Origin of the sequence: Micromonospora sp. WMMD714, from assembly GCF_029581315.1 — a bacterium.
Classification (GTDB): domain Bacteria; phylum Actinomycetota; class Actinomycetes; order Mycobacteriales; family Micromonosporaceae; genus Micromonospora; species Micromonospora rifamycinica.
Window position 1 is genome coordinate 4,587,559 of sequence record NZ_CP120744.1, and the last position, 25,907, is coordinate 4,613,465.

12 protein-coding genes are annotated in these 25,907 nt (G+C 74.7%); 6 read left to right on the top strand and 6 right to left on the bottom strand.

Annotated elements, in window-relative coordinates; genetic code table 11:
• Window positions 1-65 precede the first annotated feature (65 nt).
• Together O7625_RS19670 and O7625_RS19675 are read right to left on the bottom strand one after the other, a co-directional pair.
• Complete coding sequence (locus O7625_RS19670; protein ID WP_282340429.1) at window positions 66-5,039, bottom strand: type I polyketide synthase; 4,974 nt, start codon at window positions 5,037-5,039, stop codon at window positions 66-68.
• 52 nt (window positions 5,040-5,091) lie between these two features.
• Entirely contained in the window at window positions 5,092-12,951 is a 7,860-nt protein-coding gene (locus tag O7625_RS19675; RefSeq protein WP_282340431.1) for a type I polyketide synthase, read from the bottom strand.
• A gap of 834 nt (window positions 12,952-13,785) precedes the next feature.
• On the opposite strand from O7625_RS19675, the gene O7625_RS19680 reads away from it, so the two are divergent.
• Both O7625_RS19680 and O7625_RS19685 read left to right on the top strand, forming a co-directional pair.
• On the top strand, window positions 13,786-14,715 hold the full coding sequence (locus O7625_RS19680; RefSeq protein WP_282340433.1) for a sulfite exporter TauE/SafE family protein: 930 nt from the start codon (window positions 13,786-13,788) through the stop codon (window positions 14,713-14,715).
• A gap of 274 nt (window positions 14,716-14,989) precedes the next feature.
• The gene (locus O7625_RS19685; RefSeq protein WP_282340434.1) at window positions 14,990-15,829 is read left to right on the top strand and encodes a fumarylacetoacetate hydrolase family protein; all 840 of its coding nucleotides are present in this window, start codon (window positions 14,990-14,992) and stop codon (window positions 15,827-15,829) included.
• A gap of 82 nt (window positions 15,830-15,911) precedes the next feature.
• Here the strand turns inward: O7625_RS19685 and O7625_RS19690 are convergent, their stop codons facing one another.
• Complete coding sequence (locus O7625_RS19690) at window positions 15,912-16,649, bottom strand: SDR family oxidoreductase (protein ID WP_282340435.1); 738 nt, start codon at window positions 16,647-16,649, stop codon at window positions 15,912-15,914.
• Between the two features lie 203 nt (window positions 16,650-16,852).
• On the opposite strand from O7625_RS19690, the gene O7625_RS19695 reads away from it, so the two are divergent.
• The 4 genes from O7625_RS19695 to O7625_RS19710 are packed head-to-tail and all read left to right on the top strand — an operon-like array spanning window position 16,853 to window position 21,131.
• Window positions 16,853-17,533 carry a (Fe-S)-binding protein gene (locus O7625_RS19695; RefSeq protein ID WP_282340436.1) on the top strand — a complete coding sequence of 227 codons (681 nt, stop codon included), beginning with the start codon at window positions 16,853-16,855 and terminating at the stop codon, window positions 17,531-17,533.
• A 20-nt stretch (window positions 17,534-17,553) separates the two neighbouring features.
• On the top strand, window positions 17,554-18,984 hold the full coding sequence (locus O7625_RS19700) for a lactate utilization protein B (protein WP_282340437.1): 1,431 nt from the start codon (window positions 17,554-17,556) through the stop codon (window positions 18,982-18,984).
• A complete protein-coding gene (locus O7625_RS19705) occupies window positions 18,974-19,495 on the top strand; it encodes an LUD domain-containing protein (RefSeq protein ID WP_282340438.1) in 522 nt (173 codons plus the stop codon). Before O7625_RS19700 ends, O7625_RS19705 begins: the two co-directional genes overlap by 11 nt.
• 52 nt (window positions 19,496-19,547) lie before the next feature.
• Window positions 19,548-21,131 (top strand): DUF4139 domain-containing protein, encoded by a 1,584-nt coding sequence (locus O7625_RS19710; protein WP_282340440.1) that lies wholly within the window; start codon window positions 19,548-19,550, stop codon window positions 21,129-21,131.
• A 7-nt stretch (window positions 21,132-21,138) separates the two neighbouring features.
• Here O7625_RS19710 and O7625_RS19715 read toward each other — a convergent pair whose 3' ends face one another.
• The 3 genes from O7625_RS19715 to O7625_RS19725 form a co-directional block, all read right to left on the bottom strand.
• A complete protein-coding gene (locus tag O7625_RS19715; protein WP_282340442.1) occupies window positions 21,139-22,671 on the bottom strand; it encodes a polysaccharide deacetylase family protein in 1,533 nt (510 codons plus the stop codon).
• Between the two features lie 112 nt (window positions 22,672-22,783).
• Window positions 22,784-24,160, bottom strand: a complete 1,377-nt coding sequence (locus O7625_RS19720; RefSeq protein ID WP_282340443.1) for a glycosyltransferase — start codon at window positions 24,158-24,160, stop codon at window positions 22,784-22,786.
• A 1-nt stretch (window position 24,161) separates the two neighbouring features.
• The gene (locus tag O7625_RS19725) at window positions 24,162-25,514 is read right to left on the bottom strand and encodes a nucleotide sugar dehydrogenase (protein WP_282340444.1); all 1,353 of its coding nucleotides are present in this window, start codon (window positions 25,512-25,514) and stop codon (window positions 24,162-24,164) included.
• Window positions 25,515-25,907: the final 393 nt, after the last annotated feature.

The following is a 25,907-nucleotide window of genomic DNA, read 5'->3' on the forward strand; positions in this document are numbered from 1 at the left end:
GGTCGTTGCTCCTTCGGTTTCTGCTGATCGGATGGGCGGGACTGCGGTGTGTGCCGGGTGCCGGTTCACGGCCGGGAGACCCCCGGCGGGGTGCTGGGCGCCGGCTCCGGCCCCCAGGTCCAGGCGACCACGTACCGGCGCGGCGGCAGATCCTCGGGGTTGGCCACGTCCCGGCAGCCGACCCGGTACGCCCGCCCGCCGATCTCGACGGTCAGCCCGGCGTCGGTGGCCGCGTACACCCGGAACCGGCGGGGTGAGCCGTCGAGCCCGGTGCCCTCGGCCTTGGCGACCGCCTCCTTCGCGGCCCAGAACCGGGTGAACCACAGCCGCCGGGCGTCGGCGTCCTGACCCGCCAGGGAGGACAGCAGGGTCAGCTCGGTGGCGGTGAGGGCGAACGTGAAGGTGCTCTCCGGATGGTCGGTGACCTCCGCGACGTCGATGCCGACGCCGGGGCTGCCGGCCGTCGCGTCCGCCGACCGTCGCCGGGCGATCGCCACGCCGATCTCGGCGCAGTGCGCCAGCGAGACGTCGCAGTCACCGAGCCCGCGGCCGGGCCGCCCGCGTACCCACGGCCGCCCGTCCGGGTCGTTGCCGACGGTCAGCTCGATCGGGTAGATGTCGGTGTGGCCGTCCTCCCACAGCCGGGCGCGTACCGCGTCCTTCGCCGCGATCCGGCCCAGCATCCACTGCTTGCGGGTCTTCGCCGGCTGCCGTTCGAACTCCGCGTAGCCGGCGCCGCCAAGGATGCCCCGGGCCGCCATGCCCCGGGTGACCAGGTCGGTCCAGCAGTCGAACGCCATCGTCCAGCCCTCGGGCTGCAACAGCGACATCGGGTGCCGTTCCGGGAACCGTTCCGCCACCCGGGCCTGCGGGTGACTGTCGAACCGGCGGTCCACCGCCCCCTCGATCTCCGACCACACCCGACCCTGGTAGCTGAGCTGGGTGTCGGCGACGAGCTTGCCGTCGTCGATGAGGCGGACCCGGGCGACGCACTCGAACGCCCGGCCGGCCGGGGGCGGCGGCCCGTAGAACCGCACCTGACCGAGCCCCACCGGCAACGCGACCGTCCGGAACGGCTGGGTGGTGATCAACCAGTTGCCGATGAGCTGGAGCGCGTTGTCCAGCAGCGCACCGGGCGGCACCGGCGCGGTGACCACGCCACGGACGTGCATGTCGCCCAGCGCGTGCACCTCCGTGACGCCCTGGAACTGCGGACCGTGGAACATCAACCGCTCCGCGTACATCTCGGCGGCGCCGAGGGTGGGCGGTCGTTCGGTGGCCGGGTCGTGGGTCCAGACCGGCGGCGGCGTCGGGTACCCGGTGCCGACCTCGATCGTCGCCCGCGCGTAGCCGGCGAAGACGACCGCGTACCTGTTCGGGCCGGCGGTCCGGACCACGATCTCCACGTCGGTTGCCGGCTCGGCGATCAGCCACTTGTTGAACTTGGCATCGTGCACGGCCACCACCGGGACGCCGGGCACCAGCTGCTCCACCGCCTCCATCATGTGCGCGACCAGGGCCGTCGCCGGCACCACCGGCCACCGGTCCTCCGGGTCCGGCCAGTCGTCGGGCTGCACGAAGAAGCAGTGGTCCAGCAGGTACGGCATGGTCTCCAGGGAGATCCGCCGGGTGATCCGCCCGACCTCCGTGCCGGCCCCGGCGACCGCCGGGCGGGCCGGGGCGGCCGGTGTCACGGGCCGCTGCGCCACCGGCGCGACGGCGGGCGGCCGTGCGGCCGGTGCGACGGACGGCCCCGCGACCGTGGGGGGTGCGGTCCGGGCCGGCGTCGCGGTGCCGTTGCCACCGGTCGCCGGCGTCCCGACCGCGGGTCGGTTCCGGGTGTTCTCCCGCAGCAGGGCGGCGAACTCCGCTGCCGCGCTGGACTCGCCCGCGAGGCCCTGCAACGCGTCCAGCGCGGTGCCGGGCCGGGCCGGGTCGCCCTGCCCACCGGGCCGTCCGGCCGCCTGCGCGACCGGCACCGGTCGGGTGGCGGGTGGCGGCGCGGCGGCCGGTCGGGTGGCGGGTGGCGGCGCGGCGGCCGGTCGGGTGGCGGGTGGCGGCGCGGCGGCCGGTCGGGTGGCGGGTGGCGGCGCGGCGGCCGGCGGCGGCGTCGGGGCCGCTCCGTTCGTCGTCGTCCCGTTCGTCGGTGCCGGCCCGGTCGACCGGGCCGCTCCGTTCGTCGGGGCCGTCCCGTTCGTCGGCGCTCCGTTCGTCGGCGTTCCGTCCGTCGTCGTGGTCACGCCGAGCAGTCCGGCCGCGTCCGCACCGAGGCGGACCAGCGGCCCGCCGAGGTCGAGCTTGATCCGGGGGCCACGCCGGCCGGTGCCGGGCTTCGCCGGGCCGGTGGCGGTGGGCGTCGCCGGGGCCGGGCCGCCGGTCGTGGCCGCCGCCGGGGGACGGCCCACGGTGTCCAGCGCCGACAGGTCCGGCGTGCCGCCCTCCACCCAAAGCGCGGTGGCGACCCGGCGGAGCTGGTTCAGCCCGCTGCGGTGTGCGGTGTTCACCGGCATCGCCAGGTGGTCACGCCCGCGCAGGTTGTCGCCGATCAGCGAGGCGAGCTGCCCGGCACCGACCTGGAGGAACACCCGGAACCCGGCGTCGTACATCGCCTCGACGGTCTGCCGGAACCAGACCGGCTCCATCATGTGCCGGACGAAGATCCGGTTGACCGACTCCTCGTCGGCGGGGAACGGCGCGTGCAGGGTCGCCGACCAGACCGGCATCCGGGTCGGGTGCACCTCCCACCGGCCCAGAGCGGCGCCGATCGAGGTGAGCCCGTCGGCGAAGGCGGGGGTGTGGAACGCCGAACGGAACGGCAGCTTCTGGCACAGGATGTTGCGGGTGCGCAACGCCTCCACCAGTCGGTCCACCTGCGACTCCGGGCCGTTGACCACCGACTGCGCCGGGGCGTTGTCATGCGAGAGGACCACCCCGGGGTAGTCGCCGAGCAGCGGCGTCACCCGGTCCGCGCCGGCCCCGACGGCGGCGAAGACGTACCCGGAGACCTCCACCGAGTCGGCGTTGAACAGGTCGAGGAACTCGTCCATCGCGGCGGTGCTGACCTGGCCGCTGACCGCGGCGGCGGTCCACTCGCCGATGCTGTGCCCGGCGACCGCGTCGGGGCGTACCCGGATCCGGGCCAGCGCCTCGTCGAGCAGCTTGCCCACCTCGATCAGGCCGGCGCCGTGCCGGCCCAGGTCGGCGGCGGACCACTCGCGGTCCGGCAGGCCGAAGTGGGCGGCCAGGTCGGCGGTACGCGGGGAGAACTCCGCCTCCAGGCCGGGGAAGACGAAGGCGAGCTTGCCCGCCCCCGGGCCGAGCAGCGGTCGGGGGCTGAACCAGATGTCCCGCCCACCCCGCCACGCCTGCCCCCGGTCGACCGACTTGCGGGCCACCGCGAGCAGCTTGTCCGTCGGGTTGACGATGCCCAGCCGGGCCGGCCCGGGGGAGTCCCCGCCGGAGCGGGCGGCCAACTCGACGCCGAGCCGGCGTACCTCGTGGTCGTCGCGGGCCAGCAGGTCGGCGAGCCCGGCCGGGTCCGCCGCGGCCAGCCAGAGCACCTGGTCCGGCTCGTCGACCACGGCCCGGCCGGCGGTCGGGGCGGTCGGCGCGACCACCGGCTCGCCCACCGACACGGGGGCCTGCTCGATGATCAGGTGGGCGTTGATCCCGCCGAAGCCGAACGCGTTGACCCCGGCCCGGCGCGGACCGTCGCTCTCCCACGGCTGGGCGGTGGCGATCGGGGCGAACCGGGTCGCCGCCATCTCCTTGCGCGGCGTCTCGCAGTGCAGGGTGGGCGGGAGCACCCCCCGGTGCACCGCGAGCGCCGCCTTGATCAGGCCGGCCACCCCGGCCGCCGGCATGGTGTGCCCGATCATCGACTTCACCGAGCCGATCACCGGGCGGGGACCACCGGTGTACGGGCCGAACACCTCGGCCACCGTGGTCAGCTCGGCGGCGTCCCCGGTCGGGGTGCCGGTGCCGTGCGCCTCCAGCAGCCCCAGCGCGTCCGGTGCGGTCGGGTCGAGCCCGGCGGACTCCCAGGCCCGCCGGATCGCCAGCACCTGGCCGGAGACCGCCGGGTTGAACATGCTGGCCGACTTGCCGTCGCTGGACACCCCGCTGCCCCGGATCACCGCGTAGACCCGGTCACCGTCGCGGACCGCGTCGGCGTACCGCTTGAGCACCACCACGCCGGTGCCCTCGCCGATCAGCAGCCCGTCGGCGGCGGCGTCGAACGGCCGGATCTCCCCCTGCCGGGACAGCGCCCGGAGCTGGTTGAACACCGACCAGAAGCTGATGTCGTGCACGTGGTGCACGCCACCGGCGAGCACCGCGTCCAGCCGTCCGCTGACCAGCTCGGTGATGCCCTGGTCGACGGCGATCAACGAGGAGGCACAGGCGGCGTCGATGGTGTACGCGGGACCGCGCAGGTCGAGCCGGTTGGCCACCCGGGAGGCGGCCAGGTTCGGCACCAGGCCGATCGTCCCCTCCGGCTGGTACGGCCCGAGCCGCTCGTCGAACTTCTTGCGCAGCAGCTCCAGCCGGGCCGGGTCGACGTCGGGGATCAGCTCCCGCAGGATGCTGACGACCTGGCTGGACATCCGCACCCGCTGGGCGTAGCGGGCCTGCGCGGGGCTGAGGATGCCGCCCCGGCCGAGGATCACGCCGATCCGGTCGCGGGCCGGCAGCCGGTCGCCGCCGCCCGCGTCCTCGATGGCCGCGGCGGCCACCTCCAGCGTGATCAGCTGGTCCGGTTCGATGTCCCCGACGGAGGCGGGCATCACCCCGAAGCGCAGCGGCTCGAAGGTGGCGTACTCGTCGACGAACCCGCCGCGCCGGCAGTACATCCGGTCGGCCCGGTGGGACTGCTCCGGGTCGTAGAACTCCTCGTCCCAGCGGTGCGCGGGAACGTCGGTGATCGCGTCGACCCCGCCGATCAGGTTGCGCCAGTAGCTTTCCAGGTCACCGGCGGAGGGCATCAGGGCGGCCATCCCGACGATCGCGATCTGGCCGGGCGCAGCGGCGCCGTTGTTCATCGGTTCCTCCGACGGACGGGGCGGGTGGGAGCGGGACGGCACATCGACGCGCTCACCAGCCCGAGGCGGTGTAGACGACCGAGGTGACCGAGGCGTCGGCCCAGGCGAGCTCGCGCAGCAGGGCCAGCGCGCCCTCCTCCGGGTCGATCAGGCCGATGCCGCGGCGGGCGTACTCCCGGCTCAGCTCGGCGGTGACCATGCCGCCGTGGCCGACACCCGGAGCCCACGGCCCCCAGTGGACGGTCACGCAGCGCACTCCGGTCCGGGCCGCGTAGCGGGTGCCGATAGAGTCCAGGGCGTCGTTGGCCGCCGCGTAGTCGGCCTGGCCCCGGTTGCCGTAGGCGGCGGCGATGCTGCCGAAGAAGACCAGGAAGCGCGGCGTGGTGGGCAGCGCGTCGAGACCGGCCAGCAGTCCCCGCGCACCGTCGACCTTGGTGTCGAAGACCCGGGTGAACGACGCCGGGTCCTTCTCGGCGATCAGCTTGTCCTCGATGATGCCGGCCGCGTAGACCACCCCGTCGAGGCGGCCGTACTCGGCGTGGATGTCGGCCAGCAACCGCCGGGTCGCCTCCGCGTCCCGGACGTCCAGGGTGTGGTAGCGGACCTCGCCGCCCAGCTCGGTCAGCTCGGTGATGGTCGCGGTCACCTCCCGGGCCGCCAGGATGCGCTGCGCGGTTCGGGAGATCTCGGCCGGCGAGGACGCGCCACGGCGGGCCAGCACACCGACCAGCGCGGCGCGGTCACCGGCGGCCGCCAGCTCCGGGTCCTCCGGGGCGGTCGGCAACGGGGTACGGCCGACCAGCTCGATGCGGCATCCGGTGGCCGAGGCGAGCGCCCGGGCGAACCACGGGGTGATGCCCCGCGCCCCGCCGACGAGCACCACCACGGAGTCGCGTTCCAGGCCGATCGCGGCCGCCTCGGACACCCCGTCGCCGGCCGGGCCGGCACCTCCGGCGGCCAGGGCGCCCAGCTCGACCGGGATCAGGTCGGCGACGTACCGGTCGGTGCCGCGCCGGGTGACCACCGGGGCGTCGGAGGCGGTGAGCAGTTCGTCGAGGAGCTGCCGGGCGAGCACCTCGGGCGTCGCCGTCGGGTCCACCGCCACGAAGCGCGCGGTCAGCTCCGGGTACTCGCGGGCGATGGTGCGGAACAGGCCGGGCATGCCGTCGGCCGCCCCGGTGACGTCCCGCGCCCCGGCGGCGAACAGCCAGCGCGGCCCGGTGGCCAGCGCCCGCTGCAACAGCGGGAACACGTCGGGCAGCAGCGGCTCGTCGAGGTTGGTCAGCCCGTCGAGCACCAGCACCCCGTCGAAGCCCTGGTCGGCCTGCTCGCTGTCGAGCACGCCGAGCTGGCCGCCGGCGCCGTGCGCGCCGAGCAGCTCGGCCAGGTACGCCCCGACCGGGCCGCCTCCGGTGATCAGGAAACGCATGCCGGCGAGCGCGGTCGGCGGGGTGCTCTGCCCGGCGTCGACGCTCTCCTGGGCGACCAGCCGCTTCGGCGCGATCCCCACCCCGACCCCGGCGGGGGCCGGAGCGGGGGCCGGGGCGGGGGTGGTGGGGACGGCGGCCGGCGCGGCGACGGCCGCCGTCGTGGTGAGGGTGGCGGTGACCGTGCCGCTCATCTTCTGGTCGAGCCAGGTGACCATGGCGCGGACGGTGCGGGCCTTGACGAGGTCTTCGAGTTCGCTCTCGTCGCCTTCGACGCTGAGGGAGAGGCGTTGGGCGACCTCGCCGGCGACCTCGGCGCGCTTGATGGAGTCGATGGAGAGGTCGGCTTCGAGGTCGAGGTCGAGTTCGATGAGGTCGACGGGGTAGCCGGTGCGCTCGCTGAGGACGGTGAGGATCGACTGCTGGAACTCCGCCAGGCTGGTGCCGGCGGGCGCGGTCGCCACCGCGGCGACGGCTGCGGCCGGCGCTGCGACGGGGGCGGCGGGCGCTGCGGCGGGGGCGGCCGGGAGCGCCGGGGCGGCCGTGGCGGCCGAGACGTGGACGGTGCCGCTCATCTTCTGGTCGAGCCAGGTGACCATGGCGCGGACGGTGCGGGCCTTGACGAGGTCTTCGAGTTCGCTCTCGTCGCCTTCGACGCTGAGGGAGAGGCGTTGGGCAACTTCGCCGGCGACCTCGGCGCGCTTGATGGAGTCGATGGAGAGGTCGGCTTCGAGGTCGAGGTCGGGCTCGATGAGGTCGACGGGGTAGCCGGTGCGCTCGCTGAGCACGGCGAGGATCGCCTGCTGGAAGTCGGCGGCGGTCACGTCGACCTGGTCGCCGGAGGGGAGCGCGGCGGTCAGGGTGGCGGTCGCGGTGACCGTGCCGCTCATCTTCTGGTCGAGCCAGGTGACCATGGCGCGGACGGTGCGGGCCTTGACGAGGTCTTCGAGTTCGCTCTCGTCGCCTTCGACGCTGAGGGAGAGGCGTTGGGCAACTTCGCCGGCGACCTCGGCGCGCTTGATGGAGTCGATGGAGAGGTCGGCTTCGAGGTCGAGGTCGAGTTCGATGAGGTCGACGGGGTAGCCGGTGCGCTCGCTGAGGACGGCGAGGATCGCCTGCTGGAAGTCGGCGATGCCCGGCCCGGCCGGGGTGGGGGCGACCACCGCGGTGGCGACAGCGGCCGGGGCGGGAGCCGCGACGACGGTGGCGACCGCGGAGGAGACGGGCCGGGCCTCCGGGGCGACCGGCGTCGGCCGGGTGACCGGCGGCGCCGGTGCGGTGGCCACCGCCGTGCCGCCGTTCGTCGCCGGCATGGTGGGCATCGACGTCGGGGCCGGCGGCGGGGCGACGGCAGGCCGCGCGGGCGGGGCGACGGCGGGCCGGGCGACCGGGGTGGGGGTCGGCGCCGGACCGGTGGGCAGTGCCGCGTAGCCCTCGACCCGGTGGGTCTCGGTCGGCTGCGCGGGCGGCGGGTTCCCGGGACCGCCCGGGTCGCCGAGGAAGGCGAGCATCACGTCCCGCTGGGTGGCGATCATCTCCCGGGTGGTGCGCAGGTACTCGCTGAGCAGCTCGCTCCGGATGTCCCGGACGGCCGCCGGCTCGCTGACGGTGACGGTCCGGACCTCCCGGACGGTCACCGGCTCGGGAACGCTGACGGTGCCGGTGGCGGTGCCGGGGGTGGTGGCGGTGCCGTTGGCGGGGGTCATCGACAACTCCTTGATCCGTCGGGGTGGGGTCATGCCACCGGGAAGACAGTTGCCGTGCTGGTCCCGGACGAGTTGGCCGTCGACCGTCCAGAGCGGACGACGGGTCGGTGCGGTGGTGTCGGCGTCGTCAGTCGTCCGGCCGTGGAACAGCCAGTCGGGGCGGACCGGGACGCCGGCGCAGGCGAGTTCGGCGACCGAGATCAGGAAGCCGCGCAGCCCGTCGGCGGGGCCGCGTTCACAGGCGACCGTCTGGTGCGGCCGGTCACCGAGGACCGCCTGCACCAGCCGGCTCAACACCTGACCGGGGCCGACCTCGACGAAGAGGCGGGCACCGGCGGCGTACATCGCCTCGACCTGCTCGACGAAGCGCACCGGTGCGCCGATCTGCTCGGCGAGGTGGTGGCGGACCTGGTCGGCGTCACCGGAGTACGGTGCGGCGGTCAGGTTCGACCAGACCGGGATGCGCGGTTCGGCGATCGACCGGGCGGCGAGCACCTCGGCGAAGGTCTCGACCGCGCCGGCCACCACCGGGCTGTGGAAGGCGCAGGCCACCGGGATGGCCCGGGCGGACAGGCCGGCCTCCTTGAGCGCGACCACCGCCGCCCGTACCTTGCCGGTCGGGCCGGAGACCACCACCTGCTGCGGCGCGTTGCGGTTGGCCAGCACCACCTCGCTGGTCAGGCCGGCGGCGGCGAGCACCTGGGCGACCTGGTCGGCGGTGGCGTTGACGGCCGCCATGGTGCCCGGGTCCTCGCCGCAGGCGCCGAGGATGGCCGCCGCCCGTTCCCGGCTCAGGTCGAGCAGGGTGGCCGCGTCGAACGCCCCGGCCACGCAGAGCCCGACGAGTTCGCCATAGCTGTGGCCGGCGGTCATGTCGGGTCGGACCCCGAGCCGGCGCAGCAGGTGGTCCATGGCGAGGCCGCCGATGCCGAGCACGGGCTGGGCGATCCGGGTGTCGCGTACCCGGTCCTCCTGGGCGCGTCGGGAGTCCTGGTCGAAGGCGGTCGGCGGGAAGAGCAGCTCCGCCGCCGGCCGGTCGAGTTCGAGGTAGTGCCGCAGCTCGGGGAAGGCGACGAAGAGCTCGCCGAGGGCGCCGGTGCGCTGGCTGCCCTGCCCGGGGAAGAGGAAGGCCACCTGACCGGGGCCGACCGGCTCCCCGTCGGTCGGCTGGACCAACCCACGGGCCGGATCGTGTTCGCCGGCCAGGGCCCGGCGTAGCAGGGTCTCCAGTTCGGCCAGGTCCCGGGCGACCACCGCGACCCGGGTCGGGCCGGGCCGGTTGGCGGCCTTGGCGGCGACCGACGCGGCGAGCGCGGCGAGCCGCCCCGGCCGGTCCCGACCCGGGTCGCCGGCCAGGCTCTCCAGCAGCTGCCGGATCGGCTGGTGGGCGGAGGCCAGGTCGGTGCCCCGGAAGCAGAACAGCTCCGCCGGCCAGATCCGTTGCGCGTGCCGGGGTTCCGGCGCGTTCGGGTAGGCGCTGAGCACGACGTGGAAGTTGGTGCCACCGAAGCCGAAGGCGCTGACCCCGGCGATCCGCTCAGCGGCCGGTGCCGGCCAGGGGCGGGCCTCGGTGAAGAACGCGAACGGGCTCTGCTGCGGGTGCCAGGCCGGGTTGGGCCGCTCCAGGTGGATGGTGGGGGGCCGGACGCCGTGGTAGAGGGCGAGCGTCGCCTTGATCAGCCCGGCCAGCCCGGCGGCGCACTTGGTGTGCCCGATCTGGGACTTCACCGAGCCCAGCGCGCAGCCGCCCGGCTCGGCACCGGACTCGACGAACATCCGGGTCAGCGTCTCCAGCTCGGTGCGGTCGCCGACCACGGTGCCGGTGCCGTGCGCCTCCACCAGGCCCACCTCGCGCGGCGAGATGCCGCTGCGGTGGTAGGCCCGGTCCAGGGCGCGCCGCTGCCCGTCGGGGCGCGGCGCGGTCAGGCCGAGGGCCCGGCCGTCGCTGGCCCCGCCGAGCCCCTTGATCACGCCGTAGATCCGGTCGCCGTCGCGCTCGGCATCGGCCAACCGCTTGAGTACGACGCACGCGACGCCCTCGCCGAGGGCGATCCCGTCACCGGTGCTGTCGAAGGGGCGGGACCGGCCGGTGGGGGAGAGCGCGTGCGCCGAGGTGAACATCAGGTAGTCGTTGACCCCGTTGTGCAGGTCGGCCCCACCGCAGATCATCAGGTCGCTGTCGCCGCTGACCAGCTCCTTGCAGGCGGCGTCCATCGCGGCCAGCGACGAGGCGCAGGCCGCGTCGATGGTGTAGTTGGGTCCACCCAGGTCGAGCCGGTTGGCGACCCGGCCGGCGATCACGTTGGCCAGCACGCCGGGGAAGCTGTCCTCGGTGACCGTCGGCAGCAGCTCCTGCATCTGGTCGGGCACCTCGCCGAGGTAGGCCGGCAGCATGGTGCGCAGGGTCTGGGCGTGCCCCATGTCGCTGCCCGCCTCCGCGCCGAACACCACCCCGGTGCGGGAGTGGTCGGCGCCCGGTGCGTCGTAGGCGTAGCCGGCGTCGACGAGCGCCCGGTGGGAGACCTCCAGGGCGAGCAGCTGGGTGGGGTCGATGCTGCTCAGCGCGGCCGGCGGGATGCCGTAGCCGATGGCGTCGAAGGGCACCGGCTCGATGAACCCGCCCCACTTGGAGACGCTGATCCGGCCGGTCTGGCCCGGCCCGACCTCGGGGGCGTAGTAGTGGTCGGTGTCCCACCGGTCGGCGGGGACCTCGGTGACGGTGTCCGTGCCGCTGAGCACGGTACGCCAGAAGCTGTCCAGGTCAGGAGAGCCGGGCAGCATGCAGGCCATCCCGACGATGGCGACGTCCAGGGGTGCGACCGGCTGCTCGATCTCGTCGGCCGACGGCGCGAGCCGCTCCCGCAGCGCGTAGAGCCGGCCGGCGTGGAAGCCCCGTACCTCGGTGGTGACCGTGTCGTGCAGCTCGGCGACGGTGGTGGCGGTGTTCCGCAGCACGGCGACCTGGCCGGCCATGAACAGCCCCTCGCTGGCCTGGACGCTCTCGTCGACGGACTCCACCACGTCGCCGGAGCGGCGCAGCCCCTTGCTGGCGATCCGGAGCCGGCCGACGTTGAGCAGTTCCAGCTGCTCCCACACCTCGCGGTTCTCCGCCCCGGCGCTCTCCAGCTGGGTGCGCAGCCGGTGGAAGTCGTCGACGAAGGGGGTGTGCAGGCAGCGGGTGGCGTGCCCGGGGGCGGTCTCCAGCAGCGCGGTGTGCTCAGCGGTGAGCGCCTCGCGTTGGAACAGCGGCTGGACCGCGCCGTGGGCCACCGCCTCGGCGGTGAACAGGTAGGCGGTGCCCATCAGCACGCCGATCCGGGCACCCCGGCGGGCCAGCGGCGCGGCCATCGTGGCGACCATCGCCGCCGAGCGGGCGTCGTGCACCCCACCGGCGAAGAAGATCTGGAGCTGCGCCCCGGCGGCGGGATCGGTGTCGAGGTACTCGTCGAGCACCGCCAGTTGGGCCTCCCACAGCGGGAAGCTCGCCCGGGGTCCGACGTGGCCACCGCACTCGGCGCCCTCGAAGATGAACTTGCGGGCGCCGGAGCGGAGGAACTGCCGCAGCAGGCCGGGGGAGGGCACGTGCAGGAAGGTGCTGATCCCCTGCTCCTCCAGGGCGCGGGCCTGCGGTGGCCGGCCGCCGGCGATGATCGCGCAGGCGGGGCGGATCTCCCGGATGACGTCCAGTTGCGCGGCGCGCAGCTCCTCCGGGGCGAAGCCGAGCACCCCGACCCCCCAGGGGCGGTCACCGAGCCGGGCGGCGGTCTCGGTCATGATCCGGCGGCACTGGTCGGCCGAGTTGAGCGCGAGCGCGATGAACGGCAGCGCGCCGCCGTCGGCGACGGCGGCGGCGAAGGACGCCTCGTCGCTGACCCGGGTCATCGGACCCTGGGCCACCGGCACCCGTACCCCGAGGGCCGCCGCGAGGGGGGCGCCGGGCTGGAGCAGTTCGGCGGCTTCCGGGTCGTCGACGACGTCGAGCATCGCCGCGCGCATGCCCCGGACCGCGGTGGCGGTGTCCGGCCAGCGGTCGGCGAAGGCGGCCGCCAGCCAGCCGTCCTGACCGACGGGCAGCAGTTCGACATCGGCCTGGTGCGGGCCGCCGCGGCGGATGCCCCGCGTCCCGTCGCGCAGGACGGTCTCCGAGCCGTCCATCCGCCGGATCACGGCCTGGACGTCCGCCGGCAGCTCCGACTCGGGCATCAGGGCGAGCTGGGTGTCCAGGACGACGCCGGCCGCGCCGCCGACCAGGCAGGCGCCGGCGGTGCGCGGGCCGATTCCGCCGGCCACCCAGACCGGCAGGTCGAGGGTGTCGTCGGCGACGAGCTGCTGGAGCAGGACGAACGAGCTGAGCTCACCGACCCGGCCGCCGGCCTCCATGCCGCGGGCGATCAGCCCGTGTGCCCCGGCTGCCGCCGCGGCCCGTGCCTCGGCCCGGCTGGTCACCTCGACCAGCACCCGGTGGTGTGCGGTGATCTCGGCCAGTGGCCAGGGGCTGGTCGGTTCGACCACGACCAGCTCCAGGTGACCGGCCGCGGCGCGCTGCACCTCGGCGAGGGTGGCCCGGCAGCCCGTCGGCACCCGGACGCCGACCGGGGTGGGGGACCACTGTGCGGCTCGGGTGAGCGCCCGCAACGCCCAGTCGTCGCCGGTGGCCAGGTCGATGACGCCGACCCCGCCGCCCGTGGCGGCGGCCGCGGCGATCCGTGGGCCGGGTTCCAGGATGCCGACGGGATTGACGACAAGGATCAGGTCACGCGTGTACGGTGCGCTACTCATCGGGCTCCCACTTCGGTCGCGAAGGATCGCGTGGTGACGGGGGGGATCTGCCGGTGAGGCACCGGCGATGCGGTCGTGATTTGCGGCAATCAATGTCGCACTGAGTCACAATCTAGCGTCGCCCAGTTACGTCCCGGTTAAATCCAACGATCTTCGCGATGAGGCTGAAGATTTCCTACCAAGGCTAGCGGATATGTCGCCGGGGCTACCAGGCGAAATGATCGTCGATGCGTCCACGGTGTCACCGAATCGTGCCACCGTGGGTTGTCCGGCCATTTGCAGCTTTATTTCCAAACTGTTTTCTGTTCACCGGAGAACCCCTGGTGACAGAGATCAACTTGTGTCCTGTCCCACCATGTGGAACAGGTCTTGCCATAGATTGCGGTGAACATCAAAGATCCCTATCGGCATTCATGTCGGCATTCCCTATCGATTAGATGTGGCATTCGTGAGGCGAGGTGGATTGACTTCGATCATCAAGTTGCCTGGTAGGTCGGGGGGTAGCTGCCCGCTCCGTCGTCGCCTCACCCGCCGTCACTGACCCTGACGGCGGTCGCCGACGGGGCGAACCACCCCGGAGTGCTTCGCTGAGCCACGTGCTGGGCCGGTCGGCCCCCGGCTGTCGCCGACGGTCGACGCCCGCACTTAACGAACGTTTCATGCACTGTCTGTCGCGCTGTCGAACGAGTCGGCCCGAGCGATCTGCGTGCTGATTTCTCCGGCAGTGCCCACTCCTGCACCGCCCCCGACCAGCCAGGATGCCCGTCACCGCCAGGGTGGCGCGACCCGGCGGGGGGCCACCTTACCCATTTCCCTTCCGGATCGGCGGTTATTGTGCGTAGCCTGCTTCTTCTCGCCCTCGTCGGCCTCGGTGCACAACTGGTCGACGGCAGTCTCGGTATGGCGTACGGTGTGACATCCACAACACTTTTGTTGGCCCTCAATACCGGGGCCGCGAGCGCTTCGGCAACGGTTCACCTGGCCGAGATCGGCACCACCCTGGTGTCGGGGGCCGCGCACTGGCGGTTCGGCAACGTCGACTGGACGGTGGTCCGCCGGGTCGGTGTGCCGGGTGCCGTCGGCGCGTTCGCCGGGGCGACCTTCCTGTCCCGCCTCTCCACCGAGACCGCAGCCCCGATCATGTCGCTGATCCTGCTCACCCTCGGGCTGTACGTGCTGATCCGGTTCACCGTCGCCGGGCTGCCCCGCGAGCGCGTCGGGCTGCCCCTGCGCAAGCGCTTCCTCGGCCCGCTGGGACTGGTCGCGGGTTTCGTCGACGCCACCGGCGGTGGCGGTTGGGGGCCGGTCGGCACCCCCGCGATCCTGGCCAGCGGCCGGTTGGAGCCCCGCCGGGTGATCGGCTCTATCGACACCAGTGAGTTCCTGGTGGCGGTCGCGGCCAGCCTGGGCTTCCTGGTCGGCATCGGCTCGGCGAACATCAACTTCGGGTGGGTGGGCGCGTTGCTGCTCGGCGGCATGATCGCCGCACCGATCGCCGCCTGGCTGGTGCGGCTGCTCCCGCCCCGGGTGCTCGGTTCCGCCGTCGGCGGGGTCATCGTCCTGACCAACGTCCGGACCCTGCTGCGCAGCGACTGGATCGCCGCTCCGGACGCCGTCCGCTATGCCTGCTACCTGATCCTCGCGGTGCTCTGGGCGGCGGCGGTGACCTGGTCGGTGCGCCAGCACCTGGCCGACCGGCAGGCCGCGCCGGTCGCCGTCGGACCGGAGGCCGGCACCGGGAGACCCGCCACCACGTCGAGCTGACCGGGCTGCCGGCGGCTCCCCGACCCCGGGACGCCGACCCCGGGCAGGTCGAGGAGCCGCCGCCGCCCGGATGCCTGCGCGCCGCTGCCCGGGTCGCGGGTGAAGGTGTCGGGATTCCGCCGCGCCGGGGCGGCGCCGGACCGCCGCACCCGGCGGGGGATGACGGTGCCGGTCCCGGTGACGGGGCGCCCACCAGCACGGGCCGGACCCGCCCCGGGTGCTCTACGATCCTCCCCGGCGTCGACGGGGTGCCGGATCGTGGAGAGGCCGAGGGATGAAGCTGATGCGGTTGGGTCCGGCCGGCGCGGAGCGGCCGGTGCTGCACGCGGAGGGCAGACACTACGACCTGTCCGCGGTCACCCCGGACATCGACGGCGACTTCTTCGCCTCCGGCGGGCCGGACCGGGTCAGGGCCGCCCGGGACCTGCCGGAGCTGGACGTCACCGGCCTGCGGATCGGCCCGCCGGTGGCCCGGCCCGGCGTGGTGCTCTGCGTGGGGCAGAACTACGCCGCGCACGCCGCCGAGTCCGGGGTCGCCCCACCCGAGACCCCGATCGTCTTCTACAAGGCCCCCAACACCGTCGTCGGCCCGTACGACGAGGTGCTGGTGCCGCGCGGCGCGACCGCCACCGACTGGGAGGTCGAGCTGGCCGTGGTCATCGGCCGCCGGGCCCGCTACCTGGAGTCGCCGGCACAGAGCGCGGCCCACGTCGCCGGCTACCTGACCGCCAACGACGTGTCCGAGCGGGACTTCCAGCTCCGCGACTCCGGCGGTCAGTGGTCCAAGGGGAAGTCCTGCGAGACCTTCCAGCCGCTCGGCCCGTGGCTGGTCACCCCGGACGAGATCGCCGACGTGCAGGACCTCGGGCTGCGCTCCTGGGTCAACGGCGAGCCCCGGCAGGACTCCCGCACCGGGGACATGGTCTTCGACGTGGCGTACCTGATCTGGCACCTGTCGCAGTACATGGTTCTCGACCCCGGCGACGTGATCAACACCGGTACGCCGCAGGGGGTCGCGCTCTCCGGGCGGTTCCCCTACCTGCGGCCCGGTGACGTGGTGGAGGTCGAGGTGGACGGTCTGGGCCGGCAGCGGGTCTCCATGGCGGCGGCCTGACCGACGGCGGGAGAGCCGCCGTCGCGGGCGGGCCGACGGGTCGCTCGGGCCGCCGTCCGGACGGCACTGCGGTCGGGGCGGTTCAGCGGACCAGCCGAAGGCCGGACATGCCGCCGTCGACGGCCAGCGCGGTGCCGGTGGTGGCCCCGGACGACGGGGAGGCCAGGAACGCCACCGCCTGGGCGACCTCGTCGGCGGTGACCAGCCGACCGGTCGGCTGGCGGGCGGCGAGCCGGCGCTTCTCGGCGGCCGGATCCGCGGCGCCGGAGAGCAGCCGGGTGACCCACGGGGTGTCCACCGTGCCTGGCGCCACCGTGCACACCCGGATGCCGTCGGCCACCAGATCCGCTGCCATGGCCAGGCTGAGCGCGTGCACCGCGCCCTTGGTGGCGGAGTAGACCGCCCGGTCGACCAGCCCCGCCGTCGCCGCGATCGAGGTGATGCTGACGATGGCCGCGCTGGTCGACCGGCGCAGGTGGGGCAGGGCGGCCCGGCAGGCCCGCGCCACCCCGACGACGTTGACGTCCAGGCAGCGGTGCCACTCGGCGTCGTCGGCGGACTGCACCGTCCCGACCGCGCTGACCGCCGCGCAGTTCACCAGCACGTCGAGGCCGCCCAGGGTGGCGGCGACCCGGTCCATGGTCTCCTCCAGCGGGCCGGTGACGTCGGCGGTCAGCCGCAGGTGCGGCCCCCCGGCACCCGGGTCGCGGTCGAGCACGGCGACCCGCGCCCCACGCCCGGCCAGCAGGTCGGCGACCGCCGCGCCGATGCCCGAGCCACCACCGGTGACCGCAGCCACCAGACCGTGGAAATCCGTCATCTCGACACCTCGTACCCGCGGGCGGCGGGGGTCGGGGGGCGTCGCACCCGCGTCGAGCGCCCACCGGTGCCGGTCCGCCGCGCCGGTCGGTGGGCCGGCGAACCGCCCGGACGGCCGGACCGCGGAACGTCGTTCCTCGCACCGAACTCGATAGATCATATACGATTCGTCAATCACGGCCCGGCGGCCGACGAGGAGGCCCGGTGCGTATCGCGTTGTTCGTCACCTGCCTCAACGACGCGTTCTTCCCGCGGGTCGGCATCGCCACCGTGACGGTGCTGGAGCGGCTGGGCCACACCGTGACCTTCCCCGCCGGGCAGAGCTGCTGCGGCCAGTTGCACGCCAACACCGGCTACCCGGCCCCGGCCCGTGCCCTTGAGCGCGGCACCGAGGCGGCGTTCGCCGGCCACGACGTCGTGGTCTCCCCGTCCGGCTCCTGCGTGGCCCACCTGCGGGCGCACACCCGGCTGCCGGTGTACGAGCTGTCCGAGCTGCTGGTGGACGTGCTCGCGGTGACCGACGTGGGGGCCCGCTTCCCGTACCGGGTCACCTACCACCCGACCTGCCACGGGCTGCGGATGCTGCGGCTGGGTGACCGGCCGCTGCGGCTGCTCGGCGCGGTGCGCGACCTGGAGCTGCGGGAACTGCCCGAGCCGGAGCAGTGCTGCGGCTTCGGTGGCACCTTCGCCCTCAAGAACGCCGCGGTCTCCGGTGCCATGCTCGCCGACAAGTGCGCCCACGCGACGAGCACCGGAGCCGACTACCTGGCCGCCGCCGACAGCTCCTGCCTGGCCCACATCGGCGGTGGCCTGGCCCGCCGGCCCGACGCGCCGCGCCCGGTCCACTACGCCGAGATCCTCGCCGCCACCGGGCCGACCGGGTGACGCCCCGGGAACACCCGGCGGTGAGCCGGCAGCTGCCCATCGTGGCGGTCACCCCCTTCCCCCGGGCGGCGGCCGGCGCGCTGGGCGACAGCCGGCTCCGGGCGAACCTGGGCCGCGCCACCCGCACCATCCGGGAGAAACGGGCCGCGGTGGTGGCCGAGGTGCCCGACTGGGAACTGCTGCGCGAGCGGGCGGCCCGGGTCAAGGACGACGTGCTCGACCGGTTGCCCGAGCTGGTGGCCCGGTTCGCGCGGGCGGCCACCGCCGCCGGGGCGACCGTGCACCACGCGGTGGACGCCGCCGCCGCCAACGCGGTGGTCACCGAGCTGGTCCGGGCGCAGGGCGTCGACCGGGTGGTGAAGGTCAAGTCGATGGCGACCCAGGAGATCGGCCTCAACGAGGCGCTGGCGGCGGCCGGGGTGACGGCCGTGGAGACCGACCTGGCCGAGCTGATCGTGCAGCTGGCCGACGACGCCCCGTCGCACATCCTGGTGCCGGCGATCCACTACAACCGGGGGCAGATCCGCGAGCTGTTCGCCCGGCGGATGCCCGGCTTCACCGCCGACTCGGACGACCCCCCGGTGCTCGCCGCCGCCGCCCGGGAGTATCTGCGGCGTACCTTCCTGGCGGCCCGGGTGGCGATCTGCGGGGCCAACTTCGCGGTGGCCGAGACCGGCTCTTTGGTGGTCGTCGAGTCCGAGGGCAACGGCCGGATGTGCCTGACCCTGCCGGACACCCTGATCGCCGTGGTCGGGGTGGAGAAGCTGCTGCCCCGCTTCGCGGACCTCGGCGACTTCCTGCGCCTGCTGCCGCGTTCGTCGACCGGTGAGCGGATGAACCCGTACACCTCGATCGTCACCGGGGTGACCCCGGGTGACGGGCCGCGCCGGCTGCACGTCGTGCTGCTGGACAACGGCCGCCACCGGGTGGCGGCGGACCCGGTGGGCCGGGCGGCGCTGCGCTGCATCCGCTGCTCTGCCTGCCTGAACGTGTGTCCGGTCTACGAGCGGGTGGGCGGCCACGCCTACGGTTCGGTCTATCCCGGCCCGATCGGGGCGATCCTGTCGCCCCAGCTCACCGGGCAGGACGCCGGCCACAACGCCACCCTGCCGTACGCCTCGACGCTCTGCGGGGCCTGCTACGACGTCTGTCCCGTCAAGATCGACATACCGGCGATCCTGGTCCACCTGCGCCAGACGGGGCCGAAGCCGCCGGCCGAACGGGCGGCGATGGCGGTGCTGGCCTGGACGATGCGTGACCGCCGTCGGTGGCGGGCGGCGCTGCGGACGGCCCGGTCCGGCGGCCGTCCGTTGCGGGTGCTCACCCGGCGGCACGGCGGGCGGCTGCGCCGGGCACCCTGGCCGCTGGCGGCGTGGACGGCACACCGGGACGCCCCGCTGCCGGCCGACGAGTCCTTCCGTGACTGGTGGCGCCGGACCCATGACCCGTGAGCTGACCACCCTCTTCGCCGAGCGGGCCGGGGACTACCGCGCCGGCGTGCACCACTGCGCCCCGGCGGCGCTGCCCGACCTGCTCGCCACCCTGCTCGCCGGGGCGTCGGGCGTGGTGCTGCCGGCCGGCGTCCCGCCGGAGTGGACCGCCCGGCTGGGTCGACCGACGCTGGCCGGCGACACCCTCACCGCAGCCGAACTCGACGCCCCCGGGCTGGCCGTGCTCACCGGCTGCGTGCTCGCCGTCGCCGAGACCGGCACCCTGGTGCTCGACGGGGGAGCGGCGCAGGGCCGGCGGCTGCTGACCCTGATCCCCGACCACCACGTCTGCGTGGTGCACGCCACGCAGATCGTCGCCGACCTGCCCGACCTGGTCCGGGCGCTGCCCGACCCCACCCGTCCCCTGACGTTGATCTCCGGCCCCTCCGCGACCAGCGACATCGAGCTGAGCCGGGTGGAGGGCGTGCACGGCCCCCGCCGCCTGGACGTCGTCTGCCTCCCGCCGGGGTGACCGGCCGGTACCCGGTCCGGCTGGTGAGCCTGGTCCGGCTACCCTCGCCGCCGTGGACGCTGTGGAGATCGAAGCACCCGTCGTCGCGGTCACCGTCTATCCGGACCGGGCCCGGGTCACCCGCCGGGCTGTCACCCGGCTGGCCGCCGGTGAGCACCGGATCCGGATCGCGCCCCTGCCGGTACGCCTGCGGCGGGACTCGTTGCGGGTCGCCGGCGGCGGCTCGGCCACCGTCCTCGGCGTGGAGGTGAGCACCTGGCGGCAGCCCCGCAGCACCGACGGTCAGGTCGACGCGCTGACCCGACGGGTCCGGGAGCTGGCCGACGAGCTGGCCGAGGTCGACGACGACACCGAGGTCGAGACGCAGCGGCGGCAGTTCCTCGCCCGACTGGCCGACCGGGCCGGCGGCACGTACGCCCGCACGCTGGCCACCGGGGACGCCGGCCCGACCGACGTGACCACCTTCGCCGACGCGGTGGCCGCCCAGCTCGCCGAGTCGCACCGCCGCCGACGCGGGCTGGCCCGGCGGCGCACCGGACTGGCCGAGGAGCTGGCGGCCGTCGAGCGGGAGCTGGCCGCCGCGGGCGGCAAGCGGGAACCGGACCGGCTGGCCGCCGAGGTGACGGTGGCGGTGGACGCCGACGACACCGAGCTGGACCTGGAGCTGAGCTACCTGGTCGACGGGGCACGCTGGCAGTCCTCCTACGACCTGCGCCTGGTCGGGGAGGGCATGACGGCCACCTGGTTCGGCCTGGTCACCCAGGACACCGGCGAGGACTGGCCGGAGTGCACGCTCCAGCTCTCCACCGCCCGCCCGGCGGCGGCGGCCGGCGTACCCGAGCTGTCGCCCTGGTATCTCGACCGGCTCCGGCCCGCGCCGGTGGCCCTGGCGGCGGCGAGCTTCGGCGCACCGCCACCACCCGCACCCGCGGCGGCCCCGGCCGGCGGCGGTGGCGCGGCCCGCTCGGCCGCGCCGCGCCCGGCGGTCCGGGAGAGCGTGGCGGAGGTCGCGCAGGGGGTCACCGCGGCGACCTACCGGCCGGCCCGCCCGGTGGCGGTGCCCGCCGACGGCAGCGCCTACCGGGCCGTCATCGCCGTGCTGGACCTGCCGGTCCGCCTCGACCACGTGACCGTGCCGCTGCGGGCGGCCGAGGCGCACCTGCGGGCGACGGTCCGCAACACCTCGGCGCACACCCTGCTCCCCGGCCCGGCGGCGGTGTTCCACGACGCCGACTTCGTCGCCGCCACCCGGCTGCCGACCTGGGCGCCCGGCGAGGAGACCGAGCTGGCGCTCGGGGTGGACGACCGGGTCCGGGTGGAACGCGAGGTGACCCGGCGCTCCGACACCCGGGCCACCCTCGGCTCCACCCGGCGACGGGACGTGGAGTACCGGATCAGCGTGGCGAACCACACCCCCCGACCGGCCACGGTGGAGGTCCTGGACCAGCTCCCGGTCTCCCGCGACGAGGCGGTGGTGGTCCGGGAGTCCACCATCGTCCCGCCACCGGACGAGCGCACCGACCTGGGCGAGCTGACCTGGCGGCTGCGCCTCGCGCCGGGGGAGCGCGGCGAGATCACCCTGGGTTTCCGGGTCGAACTCGGCAAGGGGGTCGAGCTGGCCGGCTGGCGGGACTGACCGCCGCTCACCCGGTGGCGGTCACGGCGAGGGCGGCGACGGACGGGTGGGGTCGCCCCTCGGCGTCGTCGACCGCCACGGCGAGCCCCCCGGTGGCCCCCGGCCCGGTGGGGGTGACCACCCGCAGGTCCGGGCCGCCGTCGACCCGGGCCACCACCTCGCCGTCGCGCACGGTGACCGTGACCCGGTAAGTGGCCGCCGGGTCGAGCGCCGCCTCGGCGACCACCCGGCCGGCGCGCAGCAGCGCCACCCGGCCGTGGGTGACCCGGACCGAGACCGTGGCGTCGCCGTTCACCCCGACCAGCAGGGTGACCGTGCCGCCGTCGGCCCGCAGGCCGCGCAGCGTCGCGTCGACCGTGTAGCCGGTCCAGTCCGCGCTGGCGTAGGCGAGCAGGGTGCCGTAGGCGCGGCGCGGACTGTCGGCGGGGAAATGCCCGGCGGTCAGCGGGGACAGCTCGGTCATCGGCTCGCCGTGCTGGTCACGCCAGTCCCAGGGGCGGGCGAACGGGTCGGGCAGCACGGCGGGCACGGCCGTCCGCTCGACGACCGCGCTGACCAGTTCGGCGGCGGTGGTCCGGGCGTACACCTCGGTCCGCTCGACCTGCCCGTCGACCGCCGACCGGCGGCTGCTCGGCTGCGGGGCGAGCGACTTGTTGGTCAGCGCGGCGACGAACCGCGCGGCGATCAGGTCGCGGCTGAACGCGGCGGCCTCCGGGTCGGTCGTCGCGTCACCGATCTCGGAGAACGGGTACGCGAACAACCGCGGGCGGGGCAGCTCGTGGGCGGTGAACGCGGCGAACATCGCGTCGAAGTCGGCGGTCAACCGCTGCCGGTAGCCGGCCAGGCTCTCCCGCGCGCCGGTCGCCGGCTCCCACCGCCGGTGGGTCAGCGGGGAGCCGAGCCGCCCCGGCGCGGTCTGCACCCGGGTGTGCAGGTCGTGGGTGTGCGCCTGGAAGTCCCACCGGCCGGAGCGGCGCATCCGGTCGATCTCCGCCCAGCTCAGGTAGTACGGCCGGTGGGTGCCCACCTGCCCGGTGATCAGGTAGGAGGCGGCCACCATGTCGTGCCGGCGCAGGATCGGGTCGGCGTAGGACCACAGGCCCCGGGTGCCGTCGTCGAAGGTCAGGTAGACCGACCGGGGCGGCACCGTGCCGCCGCGCAGGTAGTCGACGTACTGGGCCGAGGAGATCGTCCGGTAGCCGGCGGTGCGCAGCGCGGTGAGCTGGGCGTCGAACGCCTCCGGGGTGACCACGTAGTGCTCCCGGCCGGTCGGCTCGGTCGCCGCCGGGTCGTCGCCGTGCGGCCGGATGTCGTGGTACGCGACCACCACCGGCGCGGCCCGCGCCGGCAGCCGCCCGGCGGTCTCGGTGAAGCGGCGCAGGTCGGCGGGGTCGACCCGGGTGACCGGGGTGTCGTGCTGCCCGCTGACGTGGCGGCGCAGGTCGTCGAGGTACCAGGACACCCCGAAGGGCGCCGCCACCACCAGCAGGGTGACCAGCGACAGCAGCCCGCCGAGCGCGCGGGGCCAGAGCCGGCTCACCGGAGCACCCCGCCCCGGGTGAACACCACCGCGTAGAGCAGCACCAGCGCCGCCACCCCGGCCAGGGTGAGCGCCACCCGGGCCAGCCGGGTCAGCACCCGCCGCCCGGCGTTCACACCGTGCTCCGGGACCACACACCACGCCGGATCGTCCCCACCGACCAGGGCAGCAGCCAGGAGAGCACGGTCGCGGAGAGCACGCTCATCAACGGCCGGTACGCCCAGCGCGGGTCACCCGGGTTGTCCAGCCGGTAGGCCAGCCCCCACGCGGTGCCCTTGAGCAGCACCCCGCACAGGTAGAGCAGCGGCACCGCCCACCAGCCGCGCAGCGGCGCCCACACCAGGTGGGAGAAGGCCATCGCCGGGGCCAGCGCCACCCAGAGCGCGTGACCGTAGTAGAGCGCGGCCGGGCCGGCACCCCGCCGCCACATGAACGTGCCGGTGAAGAAGAGGTTCCGCACGTAGCTCTTCTTCCACCGGGTCTGCTGGCGCAGGAACGGCCGCAGCCGGGCCGGCACGGTGGTCCACACCTTCGCCGAGCGGACGTAGCCGACCCGCCAGGCGCGCGGCGGGTGGTCCTCGTCGCGGACGAACGACGAGTCGGCGAAGCGCCGCTTGAGCCGGTCGCCGATCCAGCGTTGGCCGAGCACGTAGCCGGTGAGCTGCCGGTCGGTGGCGAACCGGAACTCGCCCCCGAGGAACCGGTCGGCCGCCCAGGCGGGCAGGTAGTTGAGCACCGCCTCCCGGCGGAACACCGCCAGCGGCCCGGAGACGCAGGTGACCGCCCCGAACGAAGCCTCGGCCGCCTTGGAGACCCGGAACTGGCCCTCGTACCAGACGTCCTGCACCCGGCTGAGCAGCGACTCGTCCGGGTTGAGCGCGCGGGCGTGACCGCTGACCGCGCCGAGGTCCGGTTGCCGCAGCAGGGCCTCGACGCAGCGGCCCAGCGCGTCCGGGGCGAGCACGCAGTCGGAGTCGGTGAAGGCGAGCACGTCGCCGGTGGCGTGTCGGGCGGCGTGCACCAGGGCCCGCTTCTTACCGACGTTGCGGGGCAGGTGCAGCACGGTGACCGGGAGTTCCGCGGCGAGGCGGTCGAGGATCTCGGCGGTGCCGTCGGTGGAGCCGTCGTCGACCACGATGACCTGCAACGGCCGGTGCTCGCTGCCGGTCATCGACCGGACGCACGCCTCGATGCCGTCCACCTCGTCCTTGACCGCCACCAGCAGGCTGACCCGGGGGGCCGGCGGCAGCGGCGGGAAGGTGACGGTGTGCCGGGGCTGCGCCGGTGCCTCGGCGGGGTCGGCGTACCGGGCGTAGGCCAGGTAGAACACGGCGACGGTGGCGGTGAGCACGGCGAAGCCGTAGAACGCCAGCAGCGGGGCGTACGGCAGCCGGGGCAGTTGCCGGGCCAGCAGGACGATCAGCGGGAGCAGCGCGAGCACGGTGAGCAGCCGCCGCAGGCCGCGCCGCACGGGGGCGGTCACCGGCATCTCAGACGACCTCCCGCCGGGGCAGCCCGGCGAGCCGGTAGGTGGCGTCGAGCACCATCGGCTGCCCGCTCAGCCACGCCTCGTCCAGGCCGGACTGGCGGGTGTGCACGACCACCAGGTCCCACTCCCGGTCGGCCGGGTCGGCGACCCGGTGCAGGGTCTGGCCGTCGGGGGTGCGGACGGTGTCGACGAGCTCGTCGACGAAACCGACCTCCGCGCCGGCCCGGACCAGCTCACCGATGATCTCCAACGCCGGGGACTCCCGTACGTCGGCCACCCCGGGCTTGTACGTCACCCCGGCGACCAGCACCCGGGCGCCGAGCAGGGGGCGCCCGGCCCCGGCGAGCAGCTCCCGGATCCGGTCGACCACCCGGCGGGGGCGGGCGGCGATACCCCGCATCGCGGTCTCGATCAGGGGGGCCTCGCGGCGCTGCCCGCGGACCTGCCAGAGCAGGTAGTGCGGGTCGCAGGGGATGCAGTGCCCGCCGACCCCGGGGCCGGGCTGGAAGGCCATGAACCCGTACGGCTTGGTGTCCGCCCCGTCGATCACCTCGGTGACGTCCAGGTGCAGGTCCCGGCAGAGGTCGGCGAACTCGTTGGCCAGGGCGATGTTGACCGCCCGGAAGGTGTTCTCCAGCAGCTTCGTCATCTCGGCGGCCTCGGGCGAGCCGAGCCGGTGCACCAGGGGCGTGATCCGGGCCAGCGCGGTGGCGGCCCGCGCGGTGCAGTCCGGGGTGGTGCCCCCGACGACCCGGGGGGTGAGTTCCTGGCGGTGCCGGTCGTTGCCGGGGTCGACCCGCTCCGGCGCGAAGGCCACCCACACCTCCTGCCCGACCCGCAGGCCCCGGTCGGCCAGCGGGGCGACCAGCAGCTCGCGGGTGGTGCCGACGTAGCTGGTGGAGGTGAGCACGATGGTCTGGCCGGGGCGGGCGTGGGCGACCACCGCCGCGCAGGCGGCCCGCAACGCGGTGAGGTCCGGGGCGAGGTGCCGGTCCACCGGCGTCGGCACGCAGATCAGCACCGTGTCGGCGTCGGCGATCTCGCTGATCGCGGTGGTGAGGCGCAGCGCGGGGTCGGCGGCCCGGAGCGTCTCGCGCAGCCGTTCCTGGTCGGCGTCGAGCAGGTCGGCCCGACCGGCCCGGATGTCGTCGAGCCGGGTCGCGGCGATGTCCACGCCGATCACCCGGGATCCGCTGGCGACCAGGGCCAGGCTGGTCGGCAGGCCGACGTACCCGAGGCCCACCACGGCGGTACGCGCTCCGGTGGCGGGGGCGGCGGTCGGATCCGGTATCGCCGTCGGACCCCCGACGATGGCCGGGACGTCGGGCCGGGCGGCGGGCAGCAGCTGCGACATGGTGGGGAACCCTCACGGACGGTGAACGGGGATGACCCAAGAGTGCCGATCAGGCGATCCGACGGCTGTCCGTCGAACAGCCGGGTGGCAGCGGAAAGGCTACGGGCGGTGACTGTCCGTTCGGTCAGTTTTCGGCGGGGTGAAACGCCCATCGCTGCCGTGCGGGGCTTCACCCGGGCGATGTCGACTCGTCACGGCGGCACCACCGCCCCCTGCGGTCCCACCGGCCCCGTCGTCCCGGTCGGAGTAAGAATCATCACTGGCGGTGAGCTTGCGGTCGGATGCCACCCGCCTCCGCCGGTCCGACGCGACGGCCGGCCCGCCGATCGCGGTGACCTGCACTTCGGCAGGTGGACCGGTTGCGGGGGAAGTGGTTCCCGACCGGCGGCGGCG